We start from the raw sequence: 23,480 nt of genomic DNA, 5'->3' as shown, positions 1-23,480 counted from the left end.
CAGACGGCCACGGCACCAGAGCTGACAGCTGACGTAGCATCAGGACTTCGGGATATTGCCGATACAGGGGAAGCGGTCATGGGTGCTTCACGCACCGGCTGCCGGCACAACAGTAGAGAACTGCAGTGCCTGCGGACAGGACAGGCCGAATGGCCGCACCGTCACTGAGCGCATTATAGCGGTCCATCTGAATAACACTATCGGTAAAAGTTAAAACAACCGTCGCCTTGTGTGAACCAATGTTTGTTTGTACTAGTTGTGTCAACAGAGTTCCGAGACGTGCCACAAGTTCAATAATGGGCGTGCGTTTGCCAATTCAATCGCCAGGCTGTTTTATTCTCAGCTGAGCGAGCGCATTGGCACGGTATCGAAAGGCGCTGGGTCGTTCGCGCGAATTGCGATTATCGGTCGCCGGTTCGATAATCGAACGGTCTTGGTGGCCAAGTCCTTGCCTCTGGGCCGGGCAGCCGCTTGTAATAGCCGTCAATCTCCCGAGGACCGGACATGAATGACCAATTGCGCAACGCCTTCACGTCAGTAGCGCCGCCGATTGTCGCCTCGCCGGCCAAGCGGATCCAGGCCATGACGGGCGATCCGGATTTCATGACCTCACTCGCCCGTGGGCTGGCCGTGGTCCAGGCTTTCCAAGAGCGCAAGCGGCACCTGACCATCGCTCAAATCAGCCATCGCACGGAAATTCCCCGCGCGGCTGTCCGCCGTTGCCTGCACACCTTGATCAAGCTCGGTTATGCGACCACGGATGGACGTACCTATTCATTGCTGCCCAAAGTCCTGACCCTGGGCCATGCCTATCTGTCGTCGACGCCGTTGGCCGTGTCCGCCCAGCCCTATCTGGATCGCATGAGCGAACAGTTGCATGAGGCCTGCAACATGGCCACGCTCGAAGGCGACGATATTCTCTACATCGCCCGGTCGGCGACGACCCAGCGATTGATTTCCGTGGACTTGTCCGTCGGCGGCCGGCTGCCGGCCTACTGCACGTCCATGGGCAGGATCCTGTTGGCGGCTTTGGATGACGCTTCCCTGCGCGATTACCTCGACCATGCCGATCTGCAAGCCAAGACCAGCCGGACCCTGCATACACCCGAGGCGCTCCTTGAATGTTTGCAGCAGGTTCGTCAACAAGGCTGGTGCATCGTCGATCAGGAATTGGAACAGGGCCTTCGCTCGATTGCCGTGCCGGTCTATGACGCGTCGGGCCAAGTGGTCGCGGCGCTGAACGTCAGCACCCATGCCGGGCGTGTCAGCCGCAATGAGTTGGAGCAACGCTTCCTGCCGGGCCTGCTGGGGGCCAGCCGCGATTTGAGCGCGCAGCTGTTCTCTTAACCTGTTCGATAAACGCACACACTCGGCTGTGGCGAATTGACGGTATTCGCCCGGCCTCATTAATGTCGCGCAGCGTCATCTGGCGTTTCTTGCGTGGAATAAAAATAAAATGAACCAGCCCCAGACTTCCGTAGGCACTTGCCTCGATGTGCAGTCCTTCATCAATGCTCAACCGATCTCGCGTTATCAATGGCGCGTGGTCATTCTCTGTTTCCTGATTGTTTTCCTCGACGGCCTCGATACCGCGGCAATGGGCTTCATCGCGCCGGCCCTGTCCCAGGATTGGGGCATCGACCGGGCCAGCCTTGGGCCGGTGATGAGTGCCGCGTTGATCGGCATGGTCTTCGGCGCGTTGGGTTCCGGCCCGTTGGCCGATCGCTTTGGGCGCAAAGTCGTGCTGGTCGGGGCCGTCGTCCTGTTTGGCGCGTTCAGCCTGGCCTCGGCCTACAGCACCAATGTCGACCAATTACTGGTGTTGCGTTTCCTGACGGGCCTGGGCCTGGGCGCTGGCATGCCGAACGCTACGACGCTGCTTTCCGAGTACACGCCGGAGCGCAAGAAGTCACTGCTGGTCACGAGCATGTTCTGCGGCTTCAACCTTGGCATGGCCGGTGGCGGTTTCATCTCGGCCAAGTTGATCCCTGCATTCGGCTGGCACAGCCTGCTGCTGATTGGCGGCGTCCTGCCATTGATGCTCGCGGTCGTGCTGTTGTTCTGGTTGCCGGAGTCGGCGCGTTACCTGGTGGTGCGTAACCGTGGCACGGACAAAGTACGCAAGACCCTGGCGCCGATTGACCCGCCGACCATCGCTCAGGCGTCCAGCTTCAGCGTGCCGGAACAGAAAACCGTTAAGGCGCGCAATGTGTTGGCGGTGATTTTCTCGGGCACGTACAGCGCGGGGACGTTGTTGCTGTGGCTCACCTATTTCATGGGCCTGGTAATTGTTTATCTTCTGACCAGCTGGTTGCCGACCCTGATGCGCGACAGTGGCGCGAGCATGGAGCAGGCGGCGTTCATCGGCGCGCTGTTCCAGTTCGGTGGGGTGCTTAGCGCCGTTGGCGTGGGCTGGGCGATGGACCGGTTCAATCCGCACAAGGTCATCGGTATTTTCTACCTGATGGCCGGGATATTTGCCTACGCGGTAGGGCAGAGCCTGGGCAATATCACTCTGCTAGCGACCTTGGTGCTGGTGGCCGGGATGTGTGTCAACGGCGCCCAGTCGGCGATGCCGTCCCTCGCGGCGCGTTTCTACCCGACCCAGGGCCGGGCCACCGGTGTTTCGTGGATGCTGGGCATCGGCCGGTTCGGCGCTATCCTGGGCGCCTGGATGGGCGCCACGCTGCTGGGGCTGGGGTGGAACTTTGAACAGGTCCTGACCGCGTTGGTCATCCCCGCAGCCCTGGCGACCACGGCGGTGGTGATCAAGGGCATGGTCAGCCATGCGGATGCGACCTGAGATTTTCTGAGCCTGAGTCCTCACCTGTGGCGAGGGAGCAAGCTCCCTCGCCACAGGTCCCGCGTGTTTTCGATGGCAGGGCAAATCGATAGCCAAACAACAATCTGTTCGATAAACGCACACTGTGTCGATTATCGGATTGTTTTGCCGTCTTCCCGAAGCTTAATCTTCAGCCACTCCGGCGCTTGATCTCGCGCTGCTTCTTCATGTCGGTCTACTGGAAAACGGGAGCCTGCCCCATGGCTGAAATCCTTTCGCTGCACGACGCGGTGAAGCAATTCGTCAACGACGGCGATACCGTCGCGCTCGAAGGCTTCACCCACTTGATCCCGACAGCGGCGGGTCATGAAATCATTCGTCAGGGCAAAAAAGAACTGACCCTGGTCCGCATGACGCCCGACCTGATCTATGACCAATTGATCGGCGCCGGTTGTGCTCGCAAGCTGATTTTTTCCTGGGGGGGCAACCCTGGCGTGGGCTCGTTGCACCGGTTGCGTGACGCGGTGGAAAAACAATGGCCGCACTCACTGGAAATCGAGGAGCACAGCCACGCCGACCTGGCCAATGCCTACGTCGCCGGCGCCTCCGGCCTACCGTTCGCGGTGCTGCGAGCCTACGCCGGTTCCGACCTGCCGAAGGTCAACCCGCTGATCAAGAGCGTGACCTGTCCCTTCACTGGTGAAGTCCTGGCCGCCGTGCCTTCGGTGCGTCCGGACGTTACGGTGATTCACGCGCAGAAAGCCGACCGCAGGGGCAACGTGCTGTTGTGGGGCATCCTCGGCGTGCAGAAAGAAGCCGCCCTGGCTGCCAAGCGTTGCATCGTCACCGTGGAGGAAATCGTCGACGACCTGAACGCGCCGATGAACGCCTGCGTGCTGCCGACCTGGGCATTGAGCGCCGTGTGCCACGTCCCCGGCGGTGCTCATCCGTCCTACGCCCACGGTTACACCGAACGTGACAACCGTTTCTACCAGGCGTGGGATCCGATCGCCCGGGACCGTGAGACCTTTACCGCATGGATCAACGAATACATCCATGGCACCCGGGACTTCAGTGAATTCCAGGCCCGATTGGCAGCCGCTTCGCAGGTGAAACCATGAGCTACTCCACCAACGAAATGATGACCGTCGCCGCGGCGCGGCGCTTGAAGAACAATGCCGTGTGCTTCGTCGGCATCGGCCTGCCGTCGAAAGCGGCCAACCTGGCGCGGCTGACTTCGTCACCCGATGTAGTCCTCATCTACGAATCCGGCCCGATCGGTGCCAAGCCCAGCGTATTGCCGCTGTCCATCGGCGACGGTGAACTGGCTGAAACCGCCGACACCGTCGTCCCGACCGGTGAGATTTTTCGCTACTGGTTGCAGGGCGGACGTATCGACGTCGGTTTCCTCGGCGCGGCCCAGGTCGACCGTTTCGGTAACATCAACACCACGGTGGTGGGCGACTACCATCAACCGAAAGTGCGCTTGCCGGGTGCCGGTGGCGCGCCGGAGATCGCCGGTTCCGCCAAGAGCGTGCTGATCATCCTCAAGCAGTCGGCGCGTTCGTTTGTCGACAAGCTGGACTTCATCACCTCGGTCGGTCACGGCGAAGGCGGCGATTCGCGCAAGCGTTTGGGCCTGCCGGGCGCCGGCCCGGTAGGGATCATCACTGACTTGTGCATCATGGAGCCGGAGGCCGGCAGCCATGAATTCGTGGTCACCTCCCTGCATCCCGGCGTCACCCGCGAGCAAGTCATTGCGGCCACCGGGTGGGCGATCCGTTTCGCCGATCAGGTGCAGACTACCGCCGAGCCGACCGAAGTGGAGCTGCGCGCATTGCGCGACCTCGAAGCCCGTACCGCGTCGGCCCATGGCCAGACACCGGGAGAAGCATGATGCGCGACGTTTATATCTGTGATGCGATTCGAACCCCCATCGGCCGGTTTGGTGGCGGTTTGGCCGCCGTGCGTGCCGATGACTTGGCGGCGGTGCCGATCAAGGCACTGATGGAGCGCAACCCATCGGTAGATTGGAACGCAGTGGACGAGGTGTTTCTCGGCTGCGCCAACCAGGCCGGCGAGGACAACCGCAACGTGGCGCGCATGGCGCTGCTGTTGGCGGGCCTGCCGGAAAGCATTCCCGGCGTGACCGTCAATCGCCTCTGCGCCTCGGGCATGGACGCCATCGGCACCGCGTTCCGCGCCATTGCCTGCGGCGAGATGGAACTGGCCATCGCCGGCGGTGTTGAATCGATGTCCCGCGCGCCGTTCGTGATGGGCAAGGCCGACGCGGCGTTTTCCCGCAACATGAAGCTGGAAGACACGACCATCGGCTGGCGCTTCATCAACCCATTGATGAAAGCCCAGTACGGCGTGGACGCGATGCCGCAGACAGCGGATAACGTGGCTGACGATTACACAGTCTCCCGCGCCGATCAGGATGCTTTCGCCGTGCGCAGCCAGCAACGGGCGGCAGCGGCCCAGGCATGCGGTTTTTTCGCCGAGGAAATCGTGCCGGTGCGCATCGCCCATAAAAAAGGCGAAACCGTGGTCGAGCAGGACGAGCATCCCCGTGCGGACACCACCCTGGAGACCTTGAGCAAACTCAAGCCGGTCAATGGCGCTGACAAGACTGTCACCGCCGGCAACGCTTCGGGAGTCAACGATGGCGCGGCGGCACTGATCCTGGCATCGGCCGAAGCGGTGAAAAAACATGGCCTGACGCCGCGCGGCAAAGTGCTGGGCATGGCCAGCGCCGGCGTTGCGCCACGGGTGATGGGCATCGGCCCGGTGCCGGCGGTGCGCAAGCTCACGGAACGTCTGGGCCTCGCGGTGGCGGATTTTGATGTGATCGAGCTCAATGAAGCGTTTGCCAGCCAGGGTCTTGCGGTGCTGCGGGACCTGGGGCTGGCCGACGATGCGCCGCAGGTCAACCCGAACGGCGGCGCCATCGCCCTCGGCCATCCCCTGGGCATGAGCGGGGCGCGGTTGGTGATGACGGCGCTGCATCAATTGGAAAAAACGGGCGGCAAGAAAGGCCTGGCGACCATGTGCGTCGGCGTCGGCCAAGGTCTGGCGCTGGCGATCGAACGCGTCTGACGGTCGCTCTACTAATAAGAACCGAGGAATGCTTCATGACTGACAAGCCTGGTTACCGTCGCCCGCAAGCGGGCACTCAGCCGGAGTACCTGCACCCGTCCTACCAGTCCACCAACCTGCGCTCGCCGTCGAAGCCGCTGGTGTATTTGCCCCATTCGCTGTCGGAAATTACCGGCCCGACCGTAGGTGCTGATCGCCTGAAGGAAAAGGACCACGACCTGACCGCCCAGCATGCCGGTGAGCCGCTCGGCGAGCGGATCATCATCCACGGACGCGTGCTGGATGAGCATGGCCAGCCGGTGCCGGGCATCCTCGTGGAGATCTGGCAGGCCAACGCCGCCGGTCGCTATAACCATGACCGCGACAACCATGACGCGCCGCTGGACCCGAACTTCACCGGCACTGGTCGCACCGTCACCGACGCCGATGGCTGGTATCAGTTCCAGACCATCAAGCCCGGCGCCTATCCGTGGGGCAACCACCACAACGCCTGGCGCCCGGCCCATATCCATTTTTCACTGTTCGGGCCGAGTATCCTGACGCGCCTGGTGACGCAGATGTATTTCCCGGGCGACCCGTTGCTGGAATACGACCCGATCTACAACTGCGTGCCGGACACCCGTGCCAAGGAACGCCTGATCGCCCGTTTCGACCTGGAAAAAACCGTCCCTCACTACGCCCTCGGTTATCGCTGGGACATCGTCTTGCGCGGCCGCGATGCCACGCCGATGGAGAAATAAGATGACGCTCAACGCCACTACATCCCATACCGTCGGGCCTTACTACCACATCGGCCTGACGTGGCTGAACCGTGAAGACCTGACCGACGCCCAGACCCTCGGCCAGCGCGTGGCGATCACCGGGCAGGTGGTCGATGGCAATGGCCAATTCGTCAACGACGCGATGCTGGAAGTCTGGCAGGCCAACGCCGCCGGCAAATACGCCCATCCGGAAGATGACCAGGACAAACCCCTGGACCCGCACTTCGAAGGTTTCGGCCGGGTGCCGGTGGATGCCGAAGGGCGCTTCCGCTTCACCACCATCAAGCCGGGCACTGTGCCGGGGTTGGGCGGTACGACCCAGGCGCCGCATCTTGTGGTGCTGGTGTTCGCTCGCGGGTTGGTCAAGCACTTGCTGACGCGGATCTACTTTGACGGTGAACAGGCCAACGAAGCTGACCCGCTGCTGGCCTGCGTGCCCGAGGAGCGTCGCGGCACCATCATCGCCAAGCCGGATGCGTCGGGGATGTATCAGTGGAATGTGATCCTGCAGGGCACGGATGCCGAGACGGTGTTCTTCGATTACTGATTGAAACCCGTGGCGAGGGCGCACCGCTCTGAGAGCGCGCTTGCTCGCGATGGCGGCGCGGTGCTTGAAAGCCTGTTTGTGGAACGGGACTGTTACGAAGTGTGTCTAGACGTCGTCAGTCCCCAACGAGTGAATAGCCTATGACCACCCCAATCAGCCACTACACCGGTGAGGAGCGCAGCAAACGCATCTTCGCCATCGTCGGTGCCTCATCCGGCAACCTGGTCGAATGGTTCGACTTCTATGTCTATGCATTCTGCGCGATCTATTTCGCGCCGGCGTTCTTCCCGTCGGACAACCCCACCGTGCAACTGGTCAACACCGCAGGTGTGTTCGCCGCCGGGTTCCTGATGCGGCCCATCGGTGGCTGGATTTTTGGCCGGGTGGCGGACCGTCACGGGCGCAAGAATTCGATGATGATCTCAGTGCTGATGATGTGCTTCGGCTCGTTGCTCATCGCCTGCCTGCCCACCTACAACGACATCGGCGTCTGGGCGCCGGTGCTGTTGTTGTTCGCTCGTTTGCTGCAAGGCCTGTCGGTGGGCGGCGAGTACGGCACCACCGCCACCTACATGAGCGAAGTCGCACTGAAAGGCCAGCGCGGCTTCTTTGCCTCGTTCCAGTACGTGACGTTGATTGGCGGCCAACTGCTGGCGGTGTCGCTGGTGGTGATCCTGCAACAGTTTCTCAACGAAGACGAATTGCGTGCCTACGGCTGGCGGATCCCGTTCGTGGTCGGCGCCGTGGCGGCGTTGATTTCCCTGTTCCTGCGCCGCTCGCTGAAAGAAACCAGCAGCAAGGAAATGCGCGAAAACAAGGACGCCGGCAGCATCGCGGCGTTGTTTCGCGACCACAAGGCGGCGTTCATCACCGTACTGGGCTACACCGCCGGCGGTTCGCTGATTTTCTACACCTTCACCACTTATATGCAGAAATACCTGGTGAACACCGCCGGCCTGCACGCCAAGACCGCCAGCTACATCATGACCGGCGCGCTGTTCCTCTATATGTGCATGCAGCCGCTGTTCGGCATGCTGGCGGACAAGATCGGCCGGCGTAATTCGATGCTCTGGTTCGGTGGCCTGGGCGCGCTGTGCACGGTGCCGATCCTGCTGACGCTCAAAAGCATCAGCAGCCCGTTCCTGGCATTCGTCCTGATCACGCTGGCGCTGGCGATCGTCAGTTTCTACACCTCCATCAGCGGCTTGGTGAAAGCCGAAATGTTTCCACCTGAAGTGCGCGCGCTGGGAGTAGGGTTGGCCTACGCGGTGGCGAATGCGATTTTTGGCGGATCGGCCGAATACGTCGCCTTGAGCCTGAAGGCCCAGGGCATGGAAAACGCCTTTTACTGGTATGTCACGGTGATGATGGTGGTGGCGTTTCTGTTCAGCCTGCGCCTGCCCAAGCAACCGGCGTATTTGCACCACGACCTTTGACCCAACCGCGCCGGCCGTGAGGCCGGCGCACCCAAGGATTGTTTATGAGCGAACGACCGGGCAATCAGCTGTTCGATGCCTACTTCACCGCCCGCGACATGCGCGAAGTGTTCTGCGATGCGGGGCGGGTGCAAGCCATGCTGGATGTCGAGGCTGCATTGGCCCGGGCACAAGCGCGAGTGGGGTTGATACCCCAGGACGCCGTGGCGCCGATCGAGAACGCCTGTCGTGCCCAGCTGTACGATTTTTCGGCGTTGAGCGAAGCGATTGCCAGCGCCGGCAATTCGGCGATCCCGCTGGTCAAGGCGTTGGGCAAGCGCATCGCCACCGACAGCGCCGAAGCTGAGCGTTACGTGCATTTGGGCGCCACCAGCCAGGATGTAATGGACAGCGGGCTGGTGCTGCAACTGCGCCAGGCGTTGGGCCTGATCGAGTATGAGTTGGCGCAACTGGCGATCACCCTGGCCCGACAAGCCGAACGTTATGCCGCGACGCCGCTGGCCGGACGCACCTGGCTGCAACACGCCACGCCGGTGACCCTGGGCATGAAGATCGCCGGTTGGCTGGGGGCAATCACCCGCAGTCGCCAACGCTTGCGCGAACTCAAGCCGCGCTTGCTGGTGCTGCAATTCGGCGGCGCGTCCGGGACGCTCGCTGCCTTGGGTGAACATGCTCTGCCGGTCGCCGAGGCGCTGGCTGCCGAGCTGCAATTGGACCTGCCGGAACAGCCGTGGCACACCCAGCGCGATCGCCTGGTGGAGTTCGGTGCGGTGCTGGGCCTGATCGCCGGCAGCCTGGGCAAGCTGGGGCGCGATATGAGTTTGTTGATGCAGACCGAGGCCGGCGAAGCGTTCGAACCCTCTGCGGCGGGCAAGGGCGGTTCGTCCACCATGCCCCACAAGCGCAACCCCGTGGGAGCTGCCGTGCTGATCGGCGCGGCAACACGGGTGCCTGGCCTGCTGTCGACGCTGTTCAGCGCCATGCCCCAGGAACACGAGCGCAGCCTGGGCCTGTGGCACGCCGAATGGGAAACCCTGCCAGAGATCTGCTGCCTGGTATCGGGCGCGCTGCAACAGGCGCGCCTGCTGGCCGACGGGCTGGAGGTGGATGCCGTTCGCATGGCCCGCAACCTGGAACTGACCCAAGGGCTGGTGCTGGCTGAAGCGGTGAGCATCGTCCTGGCCCAGCGTGTGGGGCGTGATACCGCGCATCATCTGCTTGAACAATGCTGCAAGCGCGCCGTGGCCGAACAGCGGCATCTGCGCGCTGTGCTCGGCGATGAACCGCAAGTCACCGCACAGTTATCCGCGACCGAGCTGGACCGCCTGCTCGACCCGGCCCATTACCTGGGACAAGCCCGGACCTGGGTCGCCCGGGCCGTGGCCGAACACCTTGCCTTGAACGCCTGAAAGGAGATTGTTGTGGGATTCGTCAAACTCGCCGAGGGCGATCTGAACTACCGATTGGACGGGCCGGAAGATGCACCAGTGCTGGTGCTCTCCAACTCCCTGGGCACCGACCTGCATATGTGGGACGAGCAGATCCCGGCCTTCAGTGAACACTTTCGTGTGCTGCGTTTCGACACGCGAGGTCATGGCCAGTCGCTGGTGACCGAAGGCCCCTACAGCATCGAACAACTGGGTCGCGATGTGCTGGCGATGCTTGATCAGTTGAATATCGACAAGGTGCATTTCTGTGGCTTGTCCATGGGCGGGTTGATCGGTCAATGGCTGGGAATCAACGCCGGCGAGCGGCTGCTCAAACTGGTGATCTGCAACACCGCAGCCAAGATCGGCGACCCATCGGTGTGGAACCCGCGCATCGAAACCGTGCTGCGCGACGGCCAAGCGGCGATGGTGGCGCTGCGTGACGCCTCGATTGGCCGCTGGTTTACGCCGGACTTCGCCCAGGCGCATCCCGCGGCGGTAAAGAAAATCACCGACATGCTGGCTGCGACCTCGCCCCAGGGTTATGCGGCCAACTGCGCGGCGGTGCGTGATGCCGATTTGCGCGAGCAACTGTCGTCGATCCGCGTGCCGTTGTTGGTCGTGGCAGGCACCGAAGATGCGGTGACGCCGCCGTCGGGCGGGCACTTTATCCAAGCGCGCGTCAGTGGCGCCGAATACGCCGAGTTCCATGCCGCGCACCTGTCCAACGTCCAGGCTGGCGCTGCTTTCAGCGCGCGGGTGCTGGATTTCCTGCTTGATTCTGGCCGTGCCTGAGGAGTTTTTTGTGGACGAGAAACAACGTTACGACGAAGGCATGCAAGTGCGCCGCGCCGTGCTGGGCGATGCCCATGTCGATCGCAGCCTCAATGCCCTGACCGAATTCAACAGTGAATTCCAGGAGATGATCACCCGCCATGCCTGGGGCGACATCTGGACCCGCCCGGGCCTGCCGCGCCATACCCGCAGCCTGATCACCATCGCCATGTTGATCGGCATGAACCGCAACGAAGAACTCAAGCTGCACCTGCGCGCCGCCGCCAACAATGGCGTGAGCCGTAGCGAGATCAAGGAAGTGATCATGCAGAGCGCCATTTATTGCGGCATTCCGGCGGCCAATGCCACTTTCCATCTGGCCGAGTCGGTCTGGGATGAACTGGGCGTCGAATCGCGGGATTAAGACATTTCCCCGATCCCTGTGTGCGAGCCTGCTCGCGAAAGCGGTGTGCCAGTTAGCGATGATATTGGATGTGCCAAAGTCATCGCGAGCAAGCTCGCGATAGCGATAGATAAGCCAACATCAATGCCGACTGGCCCACCACGTCAGCTTTACAGCAAACTGATTGGATAGCTGACGATCAATCGGTTCTCATCGAACTCATTGGTGCTGAAATCCCGACGCATCGTCGAGTTACGCCACTTCACATTCAGGCTCTTCAGCACACCGCTCTGCACGGTGTAGGCCAGCTCACTCTCGCGACCCCATTCCTTGCCATCATCGACGGTGGCGGTGTGCACGTTGTCACCGCTGATGTAGCGGTTCATCAGGGTCAAGCCCGGCACGCCGACAGCCGCGAAGTTGAAGTCGTGGCGCACTTGCCAGGATTTTTCCTTGGCGTTGTCGTAGCTGGAGTTGTAGCTGTCGTTCGCCAGGGTGCCGCCGCTGGTGCCGTTGACGCGCATCCAGGCATCGTCGCCGCCGACTTTCTGCAGGCCGACGTAGAAGGTGTTGCCACCGTATTTGGCGGAGAGCATGGCGAAGGCGGTTTTGTTGTCGAGGTCGCCGGCCAGGGCGCTGCCGTTTTCCTTGCCGGTGAAGTAACCGAGGTTGGCGCCCAGGGTCCAGTCGCCCATGGGTTGGCTGTGGGTCAGGTTGAAATACTGCTGCTGGTAGATGTCGGACAGTTCCGCGTACCAGACACCGACCTGGGTGCGTTTTTCGTTGAAGGCGTATTCGCCGCCGCCGAAGTTGAAACGGTCGGAGGTGAACGCACCGCGGCCGTTCATCGACATGTCTTCCATGCTCGCGTCGTTACGCGGGCTGTTGCCACGGAACTGGCCGCCGTAGAGGCTCAGGCCGTTGATTTCGGTGGAGGTCACCTGGCCGCCACGGAAGGTCTGGGGCAGGGAACGACCATCGTCGGAACGCAGGATCGGCAGCACCGGCATCCACTCGCCGACCTTCAGTTCAGTCTTGGAGACCTTGGCCTTCAGGGCCACGCCCAGGCGACCGAAGTCATCGGCCGGACGGCCGTCGTCATGGATCGGCAGCAAGGAAGTGTTTGCAGTGCCACGGCCACCGTCGAGCTTGACCGAGTACATGCCCAGTACGTCCACGCCGAAACCGACGGTGCCTTGGGTGAAACCGGACTTGGCGTCGAGGATGAAACTCTGGGTCCACTCTTCGGCTTTGCCCTGGGCATTGTCCGGATTGGTGAAGTTGCGGTTGATGTAGAAGTTGCGCAGGTTCAGGGTGGCTTTGGCGTCTTCGACAAACCCCGATTCCGCCGCCATGATGGGCAGGGCGGTACTGCTCAGGGCGACGGCGATGAGGCTGGGGAACAGGTGCTGTGTGGGCTTCATGGGCGTTGTCTCTTATTTTTAGTGGACGAAGCGAGTTGTTGCCGCATCTTTTGGGTTGCGAACGGTACAGTTGGGCCAGGTTGTTAAAGCGACCGAGGATCAGCCGGACGGTGCAGGGCGTAGGGACATGGCGTCGAACCTGTTGTTATTGGTTTTGTGCGAGCGATGGTGAAGGGCGGCCCGGGATCGGTTCAATTGCTGTTTGCGGGTTTTGGGCGATTATCGAACGGCAAAAGCACTAGTTGGCTGGATGAGGGTCCTGTGGGAGCGAGCCTGCTCGCGAAGGCAGCCTGACGGTCGGCCCTGCTTTTATTGGCTGGGTACATATCCATTTCTGCGGTAACGGCCGCTGGCGGTTCCGCCCTTACGGCGGCTCACTTTTTTTCAGACGCCAAAAAAAGTAAGCAAAAAAGGCTCGGGGATATGACTCACCCACATAGGTTACAAATCAGTTCACTCACATAGGTAACAGTTTTTAACTGGCAGGGTCGGTTTTCGAGGATCTGGACTGCCGATCTGGTTTCGGTTGAACGCCAACCTCCTGTGGCGAGCTTGCTCGCGATAGCGATCTTACGGCCGCCCAAGGTTGTTGATCAGGTACATATCCATTCCTGCGGTAACGGCCACTTATGGTTCCGCCCTTACGGCGGTTCACTTTTTTTCAGACGCCAAAAAAAGTAAGCAAAAAAGGCTTGCCCCACCACTCGGCACCTCGCCTAGGCGAGGTGTTCCCTCACTCCGGCATTGCTCCGTGGGCCCGCCGCGAAGGGCCATCCATGGCCCAGCGCGGCTATCCCGGCATCCATGCCGGGATGCCCACTCCACAATGCCTGCGTTCGGCCATCGTGGTTAACGGGGCGTCGAGATCAAAAGCAGAGCAAGAGCAAGAGCAAGAGCAAGAGCAAGAGCAAGAGCAAGAGCAAGGGGGCACTTGCAGATCTATGTGGCTGAGCCACCACCTTCGCGAGCAGGCTCGCACAGGAGAAATGCGGTCCTCACCAAAACCAGGCAGGCTCTCTGGCCGCCTGGCTTTGGCTTTGGCTTTGGCTTTGGCTTTGGCTTTGGCTTTGGCTTTTGACCTCGACCTTGACCTTGACCTTGACCTTGACCTTGACCTTGACCTTGACCTTGATCTTGATCTGGGGCGCCCCATTAACCACGATGGCCGCACGTAGGTCTTGCGCAGTGGGTACCTCGGCATGGATGCCGAGGTAGCCGCGCTGGGCCATGGATGGCCCTTCGCGGCGGCCCACGGAGCAAGGCCGGAGTGCGGGGATGCCGAGCCTAGGCGAGGCACCGAGTGGTGGGGCGAAGCCTTTTTTGCTTACTTTTTTTGGCGTCTGAAAAAAAGTGAGCCGCCGTAAGGGCGGAACCGCCAGCGGCCGTTACCGCAGAAATGGATATATACCCAGCCAACAAAAGCAGGGCGTCGCGAGCAAGCTCGCTCCCACAAGATTTGTGGCCGGTCTGACGGACGCGACGACTTTTCCGACGAGGTTTTAAGGTTGCCGCTCGGAAGCGATATCTCTAGCTTGTTCGTGTCGCTGCCCATTCAGCGAGCGGGACTGCAAGCCCGCCGAATTCGTCAGGCGCCAGCGCCCGGACCCAACGTTTCGGGCTCCAATTGATACAGGAGCGCCGCTATGAAAAGACATCATCCTTCTTCAACATCAGAATCCGCCTTCCCCTACAACGACCCCGATCCGGAAAAGCTCCAAGAGGCCGCAGACCGAGCACTCGATTACCATCTGGGCACCCACCCTGATCCCAAACCCAAAACCTCAACTCAAGTTTTCACCGTCATCGATACCCTCGACACCGAGTGCCTGCTAGCAAATCTCAGCGAAACCCTGGCCTCAGCCAGTGCCATGGTCAACGACCTGGCGTTCGATCTGGAAGGCTCGCGGCGGCATGTCGCGCTCGGCGTGGTGCAGATGATTGACTTGAGTGAGCTGTTGGCCAATCGAGCGCTGGATATCGTCGACCCGCGTTAACCAAGTCGCGGTTAAAACACACACAAACAAAAAGCCCACCTTCCGGTGGGCTTCGTGTTTCAACGTTCAGACATCAAATCAGAACAATTTCATCGGTGGCGCTTTCTCCGCCACCGGTTCGTTCTTGCCCGTCTCGGCATTCCAACCACCGCCCAATGCCTTGTACAAATTGACCTCACTGGTCAGTTGCGCAAGGCGGTCGGTGATCAGCGACTGTTGCGCGCTGAACAACTGGCGCTGGGCGTCGAGGAAGGTCAGGTTGCTGTCGACACCGATGCGGTAGCGACGCTCGGCCAAGCGGTAGTAGTCCTGGTTGGCGGCGACGAAATCGGTCTGGGCCTGCAACTGTTCGTTGTAGGTCTGGCGCGCGGCCAGGCCGTCGGAGACTTCCTGGAACGCCGTCTGAATCGACTTCTCGTACTGCGCGACGTTGATGTCTTTCTGGATCTTGGCGTAATCCAGGCTCGCCCGCAGGCTGCCGGCATTGAAGATCGGCAGGTTGATTTGCGGCGCGAAGGTCCAGGTGCCCGAGCCGCCCTTGAACAGGCCGGACAGGTCCGGGCTCAGGGTGCCGGCGTTGGCCGTCAGGCTGATGCTCGGGAAGAACGCGGCCCGCGCGGCGCCGATGTTGGCGTTGGCGGCAAGCAGGTTGCGTTCGGCCTGGAGGATGTCCGGACGACGTTGCAGCAGGTCCGACGGCAGGCCGGCCGGCACTTCGCTGAGCAGGTCATCGCTCAGCGGCTGGGTGCTCAGGTTGGCCGGCAGGCCGGTGCCCAGCAGCAGGGTCAGGCTGTTCTCGTCCTGTGCCACCTGGCGGGTGTAGCGGGCCAGTTGCACGCGGGCGTTTTCTACTGCCGTACGCGCCTGGCTCAGGTCCAGGGCCGAGGCCACGCCGACTTCGGCGCTGCGGGAGGTCAGTTTCAGGCTCTGCTCGTAGGTGCCCAGGGTTTCCTGGGTCAACTTGAGCAGTTCCTTGTCGGCCTGCCAGGTCAGGTAGGCGTTGGCGACGTTGGCCACCAGGCTGATCTGGGTGCTGCGGCGGGCTTCTTCGGTGGCGAAGTAGCTTTGCAACGCTTGCTCGCTCAGGCTGCGGACGCGACCGAACAGGTCCAGCTCGTACGCGCTGATCCCCAGTGTTGCCGAGTAGGAGCTGCTGATCGCCGCTTCACCGGTTTGCGAAGCCCGCGCCGGCACCCGCTGGCGGCTGCCGGAACCGGTGGCCGAGACCGCCGGGAACAGGTCCGCGCGCTGGATGCGGTATTGCGCGGCGTAGGCGTCGATGTTCAACGCGGCGACGCGCAGGTCGCGGTTGTTCTCCAGGGCGACCTGGATCAGCTGTTGCAGCGCAGGGTCATGGAAAAACTGCTTCCAGCCCTGCTCGGCGGCGGCCTGGCCGGGCGCATTGGCCGACTCGTAGGCCGGGCCTTGCGGGTATTGCGCCGCGACCGGTGCTTCGGGCCGCTGGTAGTCGGGAATCAGCGAGCAACCGCTGAGCACGACGGCGGCGATGGTCAGGGAGAGTAGCGACTTGCTCATTGGCCAGCCTCTTTGGAAGTTTCAGGAGTATCGTCCTGGTCGATATTTTTGCGACGACCCAACGACGACACGGTCACGAAGAACAAGGGCACCCAGAAGATTGCCAGGATGGTTGCGGTGAGCATACCGCCAATCACGCCGGTACCGATGGCGTGCTGGCTGCCCGAGCCGGCGCCGGTGGAAATTGCCAGCGGGACGACGCCGAGGACGAACGCCAGGGACGTCATGATGATCGGCCGCAGACGCATCCTACAGGCTTCGATGGCGGCTTCCGCCAGGGTCCGGCCTTGTTCATGGAGTTCCTTGGCGAACTCGACGATCAGGATGGCGTTTTTTGCCGCCAGGCCGATGGTTGTCAACAAGCCCACCTGGAAGTACACGTCATTGGACAGGCCACGCAAGCTGGTCGCCAGCAGGGCACCGATGATCCCCAGGGGCACCACGAGCATGACCGCGATCGGGATCGACCAGCTTTCATACAGCGCCGCCAGGCAGAGGAATACCATCAGCAGCGAGAGCGCGTACAGGGCAGGGGCCTGGGAACCCGACAGGCGTTCCTCATACGACAGGCCTGTCCAGGAGATGCCGACACCGGCCGGCAGCTTCTGGGCGATGGCCTCGACTTCGGCCATGGCTTCACCGGTGGAATAACCCGGCGCCGGGGCACCCAGGACTTCCATCGCCTCCACGCCGTTGTAGCGGGCCAGTTTCGGCGAACCGTAGGTCCATTCGCCTTTGGCAAAGGCGCTGAACGGCACCATGGTCCCGGCGCTGTTGCGTACGTACCACTTGTTCAAGTCCTCGGGACTCATCCGCGAATCCGGCTGGCCTTGAACGTAGACGCGCTTCACCCGGCCCCGGTCGATGAAGTCGTTCACATAGTTACTGCCCAGGGCAATCGACAGGGTGTTGTTGATATCCGAAAGGGTAATGCCCAGGGCACTGGCCTTCTCGTCATCGATTTCCAGCTGGTACTGCGGTTCGTCGTTCAGGCCGTTCGGACGCACCTGGGCGAGGACTTTGCTTTGCGAAGCCATGCCCAGGAACTGGTTGCGGGCTTCCATCAGCTTGTCGTGACCGATGCCGGCGCGGTCCTGCAGGAACACGTCGAAACCAGTGGCGTTACCCAGCTCCATCACCGCTGGCGGAGCGAAGGCAAACACCATCGCGTCGCGGAAGGTGAAGAAGTGCTGTTGGGCGCGGGCGGCAATCTTGAATACGGTGTTGTCGGCGTTTCGCTCGTCCCACGGCTTTAGCATGATGAACGCCATGCCGGAGCTTTGGCCACGACCGGCGAAGTTGAAGCCGGTCACGGTAAACACCGAGGCCACGCCGTCACCTTCACCGCCGTCCTTGCCCGGGCGCAGCAGGAACTCTCGCATATTGTCCACCACCACCTGGGTGCGCTCGGCACTCGAGCCGGCGGGTGTCTGCACCTGGGCAAACAACACGCCCTGGTCTTCTTCCGGCAGGAACGCGGTCGGGATGCGGGTAAACAGCCAGACCATGCCCACGACAATGATCAAGTAGGCCAGCAGGTACGGGGCCTTGTGCTTGAGGATGTTGCCCACGCCGCGCTCGTAGCTGCGAACGCCACGGTCGAAGTTGCGGTTGAACCAGCCGAAGAAACCACGCTTGGGCGTGCCATGCTCGCCTTTGGGAATGGCCTTTAGCATGGTGGCGCACAGGGCCGGGGTGAAGATCAGGGCGACCAGTACCGACAGGGCCATGGCCGAGACGATGGTGATGGAGAACTGTTTGTAGATCACACCGGTGGAGCCGCCGAAGAACGCCATCGGCAGCAATACCGCCGAAAGCACCAGGGCAATACCCACCAGGGCGCCCTGGATCTGGCCCATGGATTTCTTGGTGGCTTCCTTGGGCGACAGGCCTTCTTCGCTCATTACCCGTTCGACGTTTTCCACCACGACGATGGCGTCGTCCACCAGCAAGCCGATGGCGAGCACCATGCCGAACATGGTCAAGGTGTTGATGCTGAAGCCGAACGCGGCCAGGATCCCGAAAGTGCCCAGCAGTACCACCGGCACCGTCATCGTGGTGATGATGGTGGCGCGGAAGTTCTGCAGGAAGAGGAACATCACCAGGAACACCAGCGCGACCGCTTCGATCAGGGTTTCAATCACACCCTTGATCGATTCGCTCACCACCGGCGTGGTGTCGTACGGGAAAACCACTTCCAGGCCTTGCGGGAAGAACGGCTTGAGATCGTCGACGGTCTGGCGCAGGGCCTTGGCCGTGTCGAGTGCGTTGGCACCGGTCGCCAGTCGCACCGCCAGGCCGGAAGCCGGGGCGCCGTTGAACTGGGCGTTGATGCTGTAGTTTTCACCGCCCAGAGCCACATCGGCGACGTCACCGACGCGCACTTGCGAGCCGTCCGGGTTGACCTTGAGCAGGATCGCCTTGAATTGCTCGGCGGTCTGCAGGCGGGTCTTGCCGATGATGGTCGCGTTCAATTGCTGGCCGGGCAGGGCGGGCAGGCCGCCGAGCTGGCCGGACGCGACCTGGACGTTCTGCGCCGAAATAGCGGTGCTCACGTCCACCGGGGTCAGGTTGAATTTGTTCAACTTGGCCGGGTCGAGCCAGATCCGCATCGCGTATTGGGCACCGAAGACCTGGAAGTCACCGACGCCCTTGGTGCGCGAGATCGGGTCCTGCATGTTGGACACGATGTAGTTGGACAGGTCTTCGCGGGTCATGCTGCCATCGCGCGAAACCACGCCGATCACCATCAGGAAGTTTCTCACCGACTTGGTCACGCGGATGCCCTGTTGCTGCACTTCCTGCGGCAACAGCGGTGTGGCCAGGTTCAGCTTGTTCTGTACCTGGACCTGCGCGGTATCGGAGTTGGTGCCTTGCTCGAAGGTCGCGGTGATGGTCATGCTGCCGTCGGAGTTACTTTCCGACGACACATAACGCAGGTTGTCGATGCCGTTGAGCTGCTGCTCGATGACCTGGACCACGGTGTCCTGCACGGTTTGCGCGGACGCGCCCGGGTAGGTCACTTGGATCGCAATGGCCGGCGGCGCGATGCTCGGGTACTGGTTGATCGGCAATTTGAGGATCGATAGCGCGCCGACCAGCATGATCACCAAGGCGATCACCCAGGCGAAAATCGGACGGTCGATAAAAAATTTCGACATGGTTTACTCCCCTTTGCCGCCGGCGGCTTTGTCAGCTGCCTGAGCGGGGGCCGGGTTCTTTGCGCCAACGTTGGTGGCTTCGGTGGCTTTGACTTCCACCCCTGGCCGTACGTACTGCAACCCTTCGGTGATCAGGCGATCACCGGCCTTGAGACCGTCTTCGATCAGCCACTGGTTACCGACGGTGCGGCTGGCCTTGAGCTGACGCAGTTCGACCTTGTTATCGGCACCGACGACCATGGCGGTCGGCGAGCCCTTGAGGTCGCGGGTCACGCCTTGTTGCGGTGCCAGGATCGCCGCGCTGTTCACACCGGCCTGCAATTGCGCGTGGACGAACATGCCCGGCAGCAGGGTGTGGTCAGGGTTGGGGAACACGGCGCGCAGGGTCACGGAACCGGTGGTCGGGTCGACCGAGACTTCGGAAAATTCCAGCTTGCCCTCATGGGCATACTGGCTGCCGTCTTCGAGGGTCAGCTTGACCGTGGCGGCGTTTTCGCCGGCCTTCTGCAAGCGACCGCTCTCCAGTTCGCGACGCAGGTTCAGCAGCTCGACGGAGCTCTGCGTCACGTCGACGTAGATCGGGTCCAGTTGCTGGATGGTCGCCATGGCATCGGTCTGGCCGTTGCTCACCAGCGCGCCTTCGGTCACCGAAGAACGGCCGATGCGACCCGAGATCGGCGCATAGACCTTGGTGTAGCGCACGTTGATCTGCGCAGTCTGCAGGTTGGCTTCCGACTCCAGGCGATTGGCCACGGCGGTGTCGTACTCCTGGCGGCTCACAGCCTGTTCGTCAACCAGTTGCTTGTAGCGATCGGCAATCGACTTGGTGGAACGCAGGTTGGCCTCGGCGCTCTTGAGGTTGGCCTCATAGACGGCGGGGTCGATCTGGTACAGCTGCTGGCCGGCCTTGACGTCGGCGCCTTCCTTGAACAGGCGCTTGAGGATGATGCCGTTGACTTGCGGGCGCACTTCCGCGACGCGGAACGCACTGGTGCGGCCCGGCAGTTCGGAGGTCAGGGTAAAGGGTTGGGTCTTGAGGGTTACGACGCCGACCTGAGGAGGGGGAGCAGCAGGCGCAGCCTCTTCCTTTTTGCATCCGCTGAGCAGCGATGCCAGGGCGATGGCAGTGACCAGAGCGGTAACAGCTGGCTTGAATTGCATGGAAATCCTCGGGTCCAGGCGCGTAACAGGCGCGCTCGAAAGTGGAAGGTGAAAAAAGAGCGAGATAAGCAATTAGTAGGATGCTAAGAAATATACTTACGTACACGGTTGTTTGTAAACAGCAAAATTGCGTACCATCCGAATTTACAAAAGCCTGACAAAGGCCGGTGCGGATTGGGGACGCATTTTGACAGACGCTGTCCTACAGATTGTCTTGCCGATTCTTACGCATTGCTTACGCATCCTGATTTGAGGTGTTTACTGCCATGGTTCGTCGTACCAAAGAGGAAGCCCAGGAGACTCGCAGCCAGATCCTCGAAGCGGCCGAAAAGGCTTTTTTCGAGCGTGGCGTGGCGCGTACGACCCTGGCTGACATCGCGACATTGGCCGGGGTAACGCGTGGGGCCATCTATTGGCATTTCAGCAACAAGGCGGACCTGCTCCAGGCGATGCTCGATACCCTCCACGAACCGCTCGATGAGCTGGCTCGTGCCAGTGAAAGTGAGGAGGAGCTTGACCCGCTGGGCTGTATTCGCAAGCTGTTGATCCGGTTGTTCCAGCAAGTGGCCCTGGACCCGAAAACCCGCCGCATTAATGAGATCCTGTTCCATAAGTGCGAATTCACCGATGAAATGTGCGACTTGCGCCAGCAGCGACGCGAAGTCAGCCTCGACTGCAATGTGCGCATTGCCCTGTCGTTGCGCAATGCGATGAAACGCGGCCAGTTGCCGGATGATCTGGACCCCGAACGGGCGGCAGTTGCCATGCATGCCTACATCGATGGCATTTTGTACCAGTGGCTGCTGGCCCCCGATAGCTTCGCCCTGGCGGATGACGCCGCACGGTGGGTGGAGATCGGGCTGGACATGCTGCACCTGAGCCCTAGCCTGCGCAAATGAAACAAAATGCGTAATTACGTCGGTATGTGTCAATACTGAGCGCAAGGGTGCTGTTATAAACCGACGCTGCCGTGGTTAACAGGCAATCGACGGCGAATTTTGTAGGAAATTTGTTTCCTTCAGGAAGCGAAGTCGCCCCGTCAGCCCGAACGGGCTGGTCGGCGCCCCACCAAGCCTGTTGGCGGGGCTGCTTTTTTCAGGTCAGTGTGAGTTCCACTGTAAAACGGTAAGGCTCTGCATTCGGCGCGTGGGTGATGCGCGTCGAACAGTTGACCGGGGTCGTGCCAGTGGACATCGCCCTCGCTGTTCGGACGGGAGTCAGTGTCGGCGAGAAAAAGCCAAAGGACGTATTCACGCGCAAGCCAAAGTCGAAGCGCAAACCCAGTGCGTCGTCGCCGAAGTCAATGAAGCTTCTATAAATATCTTTGCTGCGGCTGCCCAGTTCCCTGATGTACGTGTAGTCGATTTTAAATGTCATGCAATCCCAGGGGCGCAGGTCAATGAAGTTTCGCTCGTCGACACTCAGGTCGAGATTGTCCGTGCGTGCTGCAAAGGCGTGATGGGTGTAGTTGTTGATCCTTATGATAAGACGGGTTTTGTTTCGATGAAGGTCTTCTCTTTCCCAGATCTCTACCTTGTTGTCTACTTCGTCTTTCATTTGCGCCTGCATGGCCAGGGCCCTGAGCAGCTCCATGTGATCGTCCGTGCCGAGAGAGGCTGCATATTTGCGCAAGACCTCCAGAGGCGCGTAATTGAAATTTTTCAGCAATTCTTCAAAAGGACTTGTGTCTGCCTGAGGGGCGTTTTCAATAGCGGGATTCATGTCGAGTTCCATCTCAATATAAAGTGATTAATGGTGGGCACACTCGATCGGTTGATGTGTGTGCCGCATCAATATGGAATATTCAAGGAATCCCGGAAAGCGCCAATGCTTGACTGAATATTTAACTGAATAAAAAAGCCCTGACCAAAGTGTCAGGGCTTTGTTGTTTTAACGGGTTATCAAAGTACCGGGTAATCGATATAGCCCACTGGGCCTTTTCCATAGAACGTTTCCGGATGCGGCTCGTTCAATGGCGCGTCGGCTTTCAAGCGTGCCGGCAAATCCGGGTTGGCAATGAACGGCACGCCGAATGCCACGGCGTCAGCCTTGCCTTCGGCCAGCCACGCATTGGCGCTCTCTTTGGTAAAGCGTTCGTTGGCAATGTACGGGCCGCCGAACGCCTGTTTGAGTTGAGGGCCGATGCTGTCGTCACCTTCCTTCTCGCGGGAGCAGATAAAGGCGATGCCACGCTTGCCCAGCTCGCGAGCCACGTAGCTGAAGGTTTCCAGACGGTTCTCATCGCCCATGTCATGGGAGTCTGCGCGTGGCGCCAAGTGAACGCCAACCCGGCCGGCGCCCCAGACTTCGATCGCCGCGTCGGTCACTTCCAGCAGCAGGCGGGCACGGTTTTCCAGGGAGCCGCCGTAGTTGTCGGTGCGCTGGTTCGTGCTGCTTTGCAGGAACTGGTCGAGCAGATAGCCGTTGGCACCGTGGATTTCCACGCCGTCGAAACCGGCTGCCTTGGCATTCTCGGCACCGACGCGGTAGGCGTCGACGATGTCGGCGATTTCAGCGGTTTCCAATGCACGCGGCGTTGGGTAGTCGGCCAAGGGGCGGACCAGGCTCACGTGACCCTTGGGCTGGATGGCGCTCGGCGCCACCGGAAGCTCACCGTTCAAGTAGGAAGGATGGGAGATCCGGCCCACATGCCACAGTTGCAGGAAGATCTTGCCGCCGGCGCCGTGGATTGCCTTGGTCACGTTGGACCAGCCGCGTACTTGGTCATTGGACCAGATGCCCGGGGTGTCCGGGTAACCCACGCCCATCGGCGTAACCGAAGTAGCTTCGCTGAGGATTAGGCCGGCGGAAGCGCGTTGCACGTAGTACTCGGCCATCAAGGCGTTGGGTACGCGTCCGGCGTCAGCGCGGCAACGCGTAAGCGGGGCCATGATGATGCGGTTTTTCAGCTCGATATCGCCGAGTTTGATGGGATCGAAAATTGTTGCCATGAAATACAACCTCGCAAGTGAAGG

General features: G+C 61.1%; 19 protein-coding genes and 1 pseudogene. 13 read left to right on the top strand and 7 right to left on the bottom strand.

Annotated elements, in window-relative coordinates:
- Positions 1-504: 504 nt before the first annotated feature.
- From pcaR to pcaC, 11 genes are all read left to right on the top strand, one after another.
- Positions 505-1,347 carry a pca regulon transcriptional regulator PcaR gene (gene pcaR / locus VQ575_RS19970; RefSeq protein ID WP_039593822.1) on the top strand — a complete coding sequence of 281 codons (843 nt, stop codon included), beginning with the start codon at positions 505-507 and terminating at the stop codon, positions 1,345-1,347.
- A gap of 109 nt (positions 1,348-1,456) precedes the next feature.
- Positions 1,457-2,803, top strand: a complete 1,347-nt coding sequence (locus tag VQ575_RS19965) for an MFS transporter (protein WP_039593823.1) — start codon at positions 1,457-1,459, stop codon at positions 2,801-2,803.
- Positions 2,804-3,042: 239 nt separating this feature from the next.
- Positions 3,043-3,903 (top strand): CoA transferase subunit A, encoded by an 861-nt coding sequence (locus VQ575_RS19960; protein WP_039593824.1) that lies wholly within the window; start codon positions 3,043-3,045, stop codon positions 3,901-3,903.
- Positions 3,900-4,679: a CoA-transferase subunit beta gene (locus VQ575_RS19955; protein ID WP_039593825.1), complete on the top strand. Its 780-nt coding sequence runs from the start codon at positions 3,900-3,902 to the stop codon at positions 4,677-4,679. Before VQ575_RS19960 ends, VQ575_RS19955 begins: the two co-directional genes overlap by 4 nt.
- The gene (gene pcaF, locus VQ575_RS19950) at positions 4,676-5,881 is read left to right on the top strand and encodes a 3-oxoadipyl-CoA thiolase (RefSeq protein ID WP_196304751.1); all 1,206 of its coding nucleotides are present in this window, start codon (positions 4,676-4,678) and stop codon (positions 5,879-5,881) included. Before VQ575_RS19955 ends, pcaF begins: the two co-directional genes overlap by 4 nt.
- A 35-nt stretch (positions 5,882-5,916) precedes the next feature.
- Positions 5,917-6,621, top strand: coding sequence for a protocatechuate 3,4-dioxygenase subunit beta (gene pcaH / locus VQ575_RS19945; protein WP_039593827.1), 705 nt, complete (start codon positions 5,917-5,919; stop codon positions 6,619-6,621).
- A 1-nt stretch (position 6,622) separates the two neighbouring features.
- Positions 6,623-7,189 carry a protocatechuate 3,4-dioxygenase subunit alpha gene (gene pcaG, locus VQ575_RS19940; protein ID WP_039593828.1) on the top strand — a complete coding sequence of 189 codons (567 nt, stop codon included), beginning with the start codon at positions 6,623-6,625 and terminating at the stop codon, positions 7,187-7,189.
- A 140-nt stretch (positions 7,190-7,329) separates the two neighbouring features.
- On the top strand, positions 7,330-8,625 hold the full coding sequence (locus VQ575_RS19935; protein WP_039593829.1) for an MFS family transporter: 1,296 nt from the start codon (positions 7,330-7,332) through the stop codon (positions 8,623-8,625).
- A gap of 44 nt (positions 8,626-8,669) precedes the next feature.
- Entirely contained in the window at positions 8,670-10,034 is a 1,365-nt protein-coding gene (locus VQ575_RS19930) for a 3-carboxy-cis,cis-muconate cycloisomerase (protein ID WP_039593830.1), read from the top strand.
- Between the two features lie 12 nt (positions 10,035-10,046).
- Complete coding sequence (pcaD, locus tag VQ575_RS19925; protein ID WP_039593831.1) at positions 10,047-10,847, top strand: 3-oxoadipate enol-lactonase; 801 nt, start codon at positions 10,047-10,049, stop codon at positions 10,845-10,847.
- Positions 10,848-10,857: 10 nt separating this feature from the next.
- Positions 10,858-11,250: a 4-carboxymuconolactone decarboxylase gene (gene pcaC / locus VQ575_RS19920; RefSeq protein ID WP_039593837.1), complete on the top strand. Its 393-nt coding sequence runs from the start codon at positions 10,858-10,860 to the stop codon at positions 11,248-11,250.
- Positions 11,251-11,399: 149 nt separating this feature from the next.
- Here the strand turns inward: pcaC and VQ575_RS19915 are convergent, their stop codons facing one another.
- On the bottom strand, positions 11,400-12,653 hold the full coding sequence (locus VQ575_RS19915; protein WP_325918283.1) for an OprD family porin: 1,254 nt from the start codon (positions 12,651-12,653) through the stop codon (positions 11,400-11,402).
- 1,130 nt (positions 12,654-13,783) lie between these two features.
- Positions 13,784-13,882 (bottom strand): annotated as a pseudogene (locus VQ575_RS19910) (nucleoid-structuring protein H-NS); the annotation flags it as partial.
- A 414-nt stretch (positions 13,883-14,296) separates the two neighbouring features.
- Here VQ575_RS19910 and VQ575_RS19905 point away from each other — a divergent pair.
- Positions 14,297-14,647 (top strand): DUF6124 family protein, encoded by a 351-nt coding sequence (locus VQ575_RS19905; protein WP_039593255.1) that lies wholly within the window; start codon positions 14,297-14,299, stop codon positions 14,645-14,647.
- A gap of 78 nt (positions 14,648-14,725) precedes the next feature.
- On the opposite strand, the gene adeC is transcribed toward VQ575_RS19905, so the two are convergent.
- From adeC to VQ575_RS19890, 3 genes are read right to left on the bottom strand one after another with little or no spacing between them, the layout of a single operon-like run.
- A complete protein-coding gene (gene adeC / locus VQ575_RS19900) occupies positions 14,726-16,183 on the bottom strand; it encodes an AdeC/AdeK/OprM family multidrug efflux complex outer membrane factor (RefSeq protein WP_039593256.1) in 1,458 nt (485 codons plus the stop codon).
- Entirely contained in the window at positions 16,180-19,344 is a 3,165-nt protein-coding gene (gene emhB / locus VQ575_RS19895; RefSeq protein WP_039593257.1) for an efflux RND transporter permease subunit EmhB, read from the bottom strand. The genes adeC and emhB overlap by 4 nt, the downstream gene beginning before the upstream one ends.
- 3 nt (positions 19,345-19,347) lie before the next feature.
- On the bottom strand, positions 19,348-20,505 hold the full coding sequence (locus VQ575_RS19890) for an efflux RND transporter periplasmic adaptor subunit (RefSeq protein WP_039593258.1): 1,158 nt from the start codon (positions 20,503-20,505) through the stop codon (positions 19,348-19,350).
- Positions 20,506-20,771: 266 nt separating this feature from the next.
- Between VQ575_RS19890 and VQ575_RS19885 the strand changes: the two genes are divergently transcribed.
- Complete coding sequence (locus tag VQ575_RS19885; protein WP_198726584.1) at positions 20,772-21,404, top strand: TetR family transcriptional regulator; 633 nt, start codon at positions 20,772-20,774, stop codon at positions 21,402-21,404.
- 196 nt (positions 21,405-21,600) lie between these two features.
- Here the strand turns inward: VQ575_RS19885 and VQ575_RS19880 are convergent, their stop codons facing one another.
- Both VQ575_RS19880 and VQ575_RS19875 read right to left on the bottom strand, forming a co-directional pair.
- Positions 21,601-22,227, bottom strand: coding sequence for a hypothetical protein (locus tag VQ575_RS19880; RefSeq protein ID WP_039593260.1), 627 nt, complete (start codon positions 22,225-22,227; stop codon positions 21,601-21,603).
- 179 nt (positions 22,228-22,406) lie between these two features.
- Positions 22,407-23,456 (bottom strand): alkene reductase, encoded by a 1,050-nt coding sequence (locus VQ575_RS19875; RefSeq protein WP_039593261.1) that lies wholly within the window; start codon positions 23,454-23,456, stop codon positions 22,407-22,409.
- Between the last annotated feature and the right edge of the window lie 24 nt (positions 23,457-23,480).

It is taken from the genome of Pseudomonas frederiksbergensis (assembly GCF_035751725.1).
GTDB classification, from domain to species: Bacteria; Pseudomonadota; Gammaproteobacteria; order Pseudomonadales; family Pseudomonadaceae; genus Aquipseudomonas; species Aquipseudomonas frederiksbergensis_A.
This window is presented reverse-complemented; position numbering and strand designations above follow the sequence as displayed.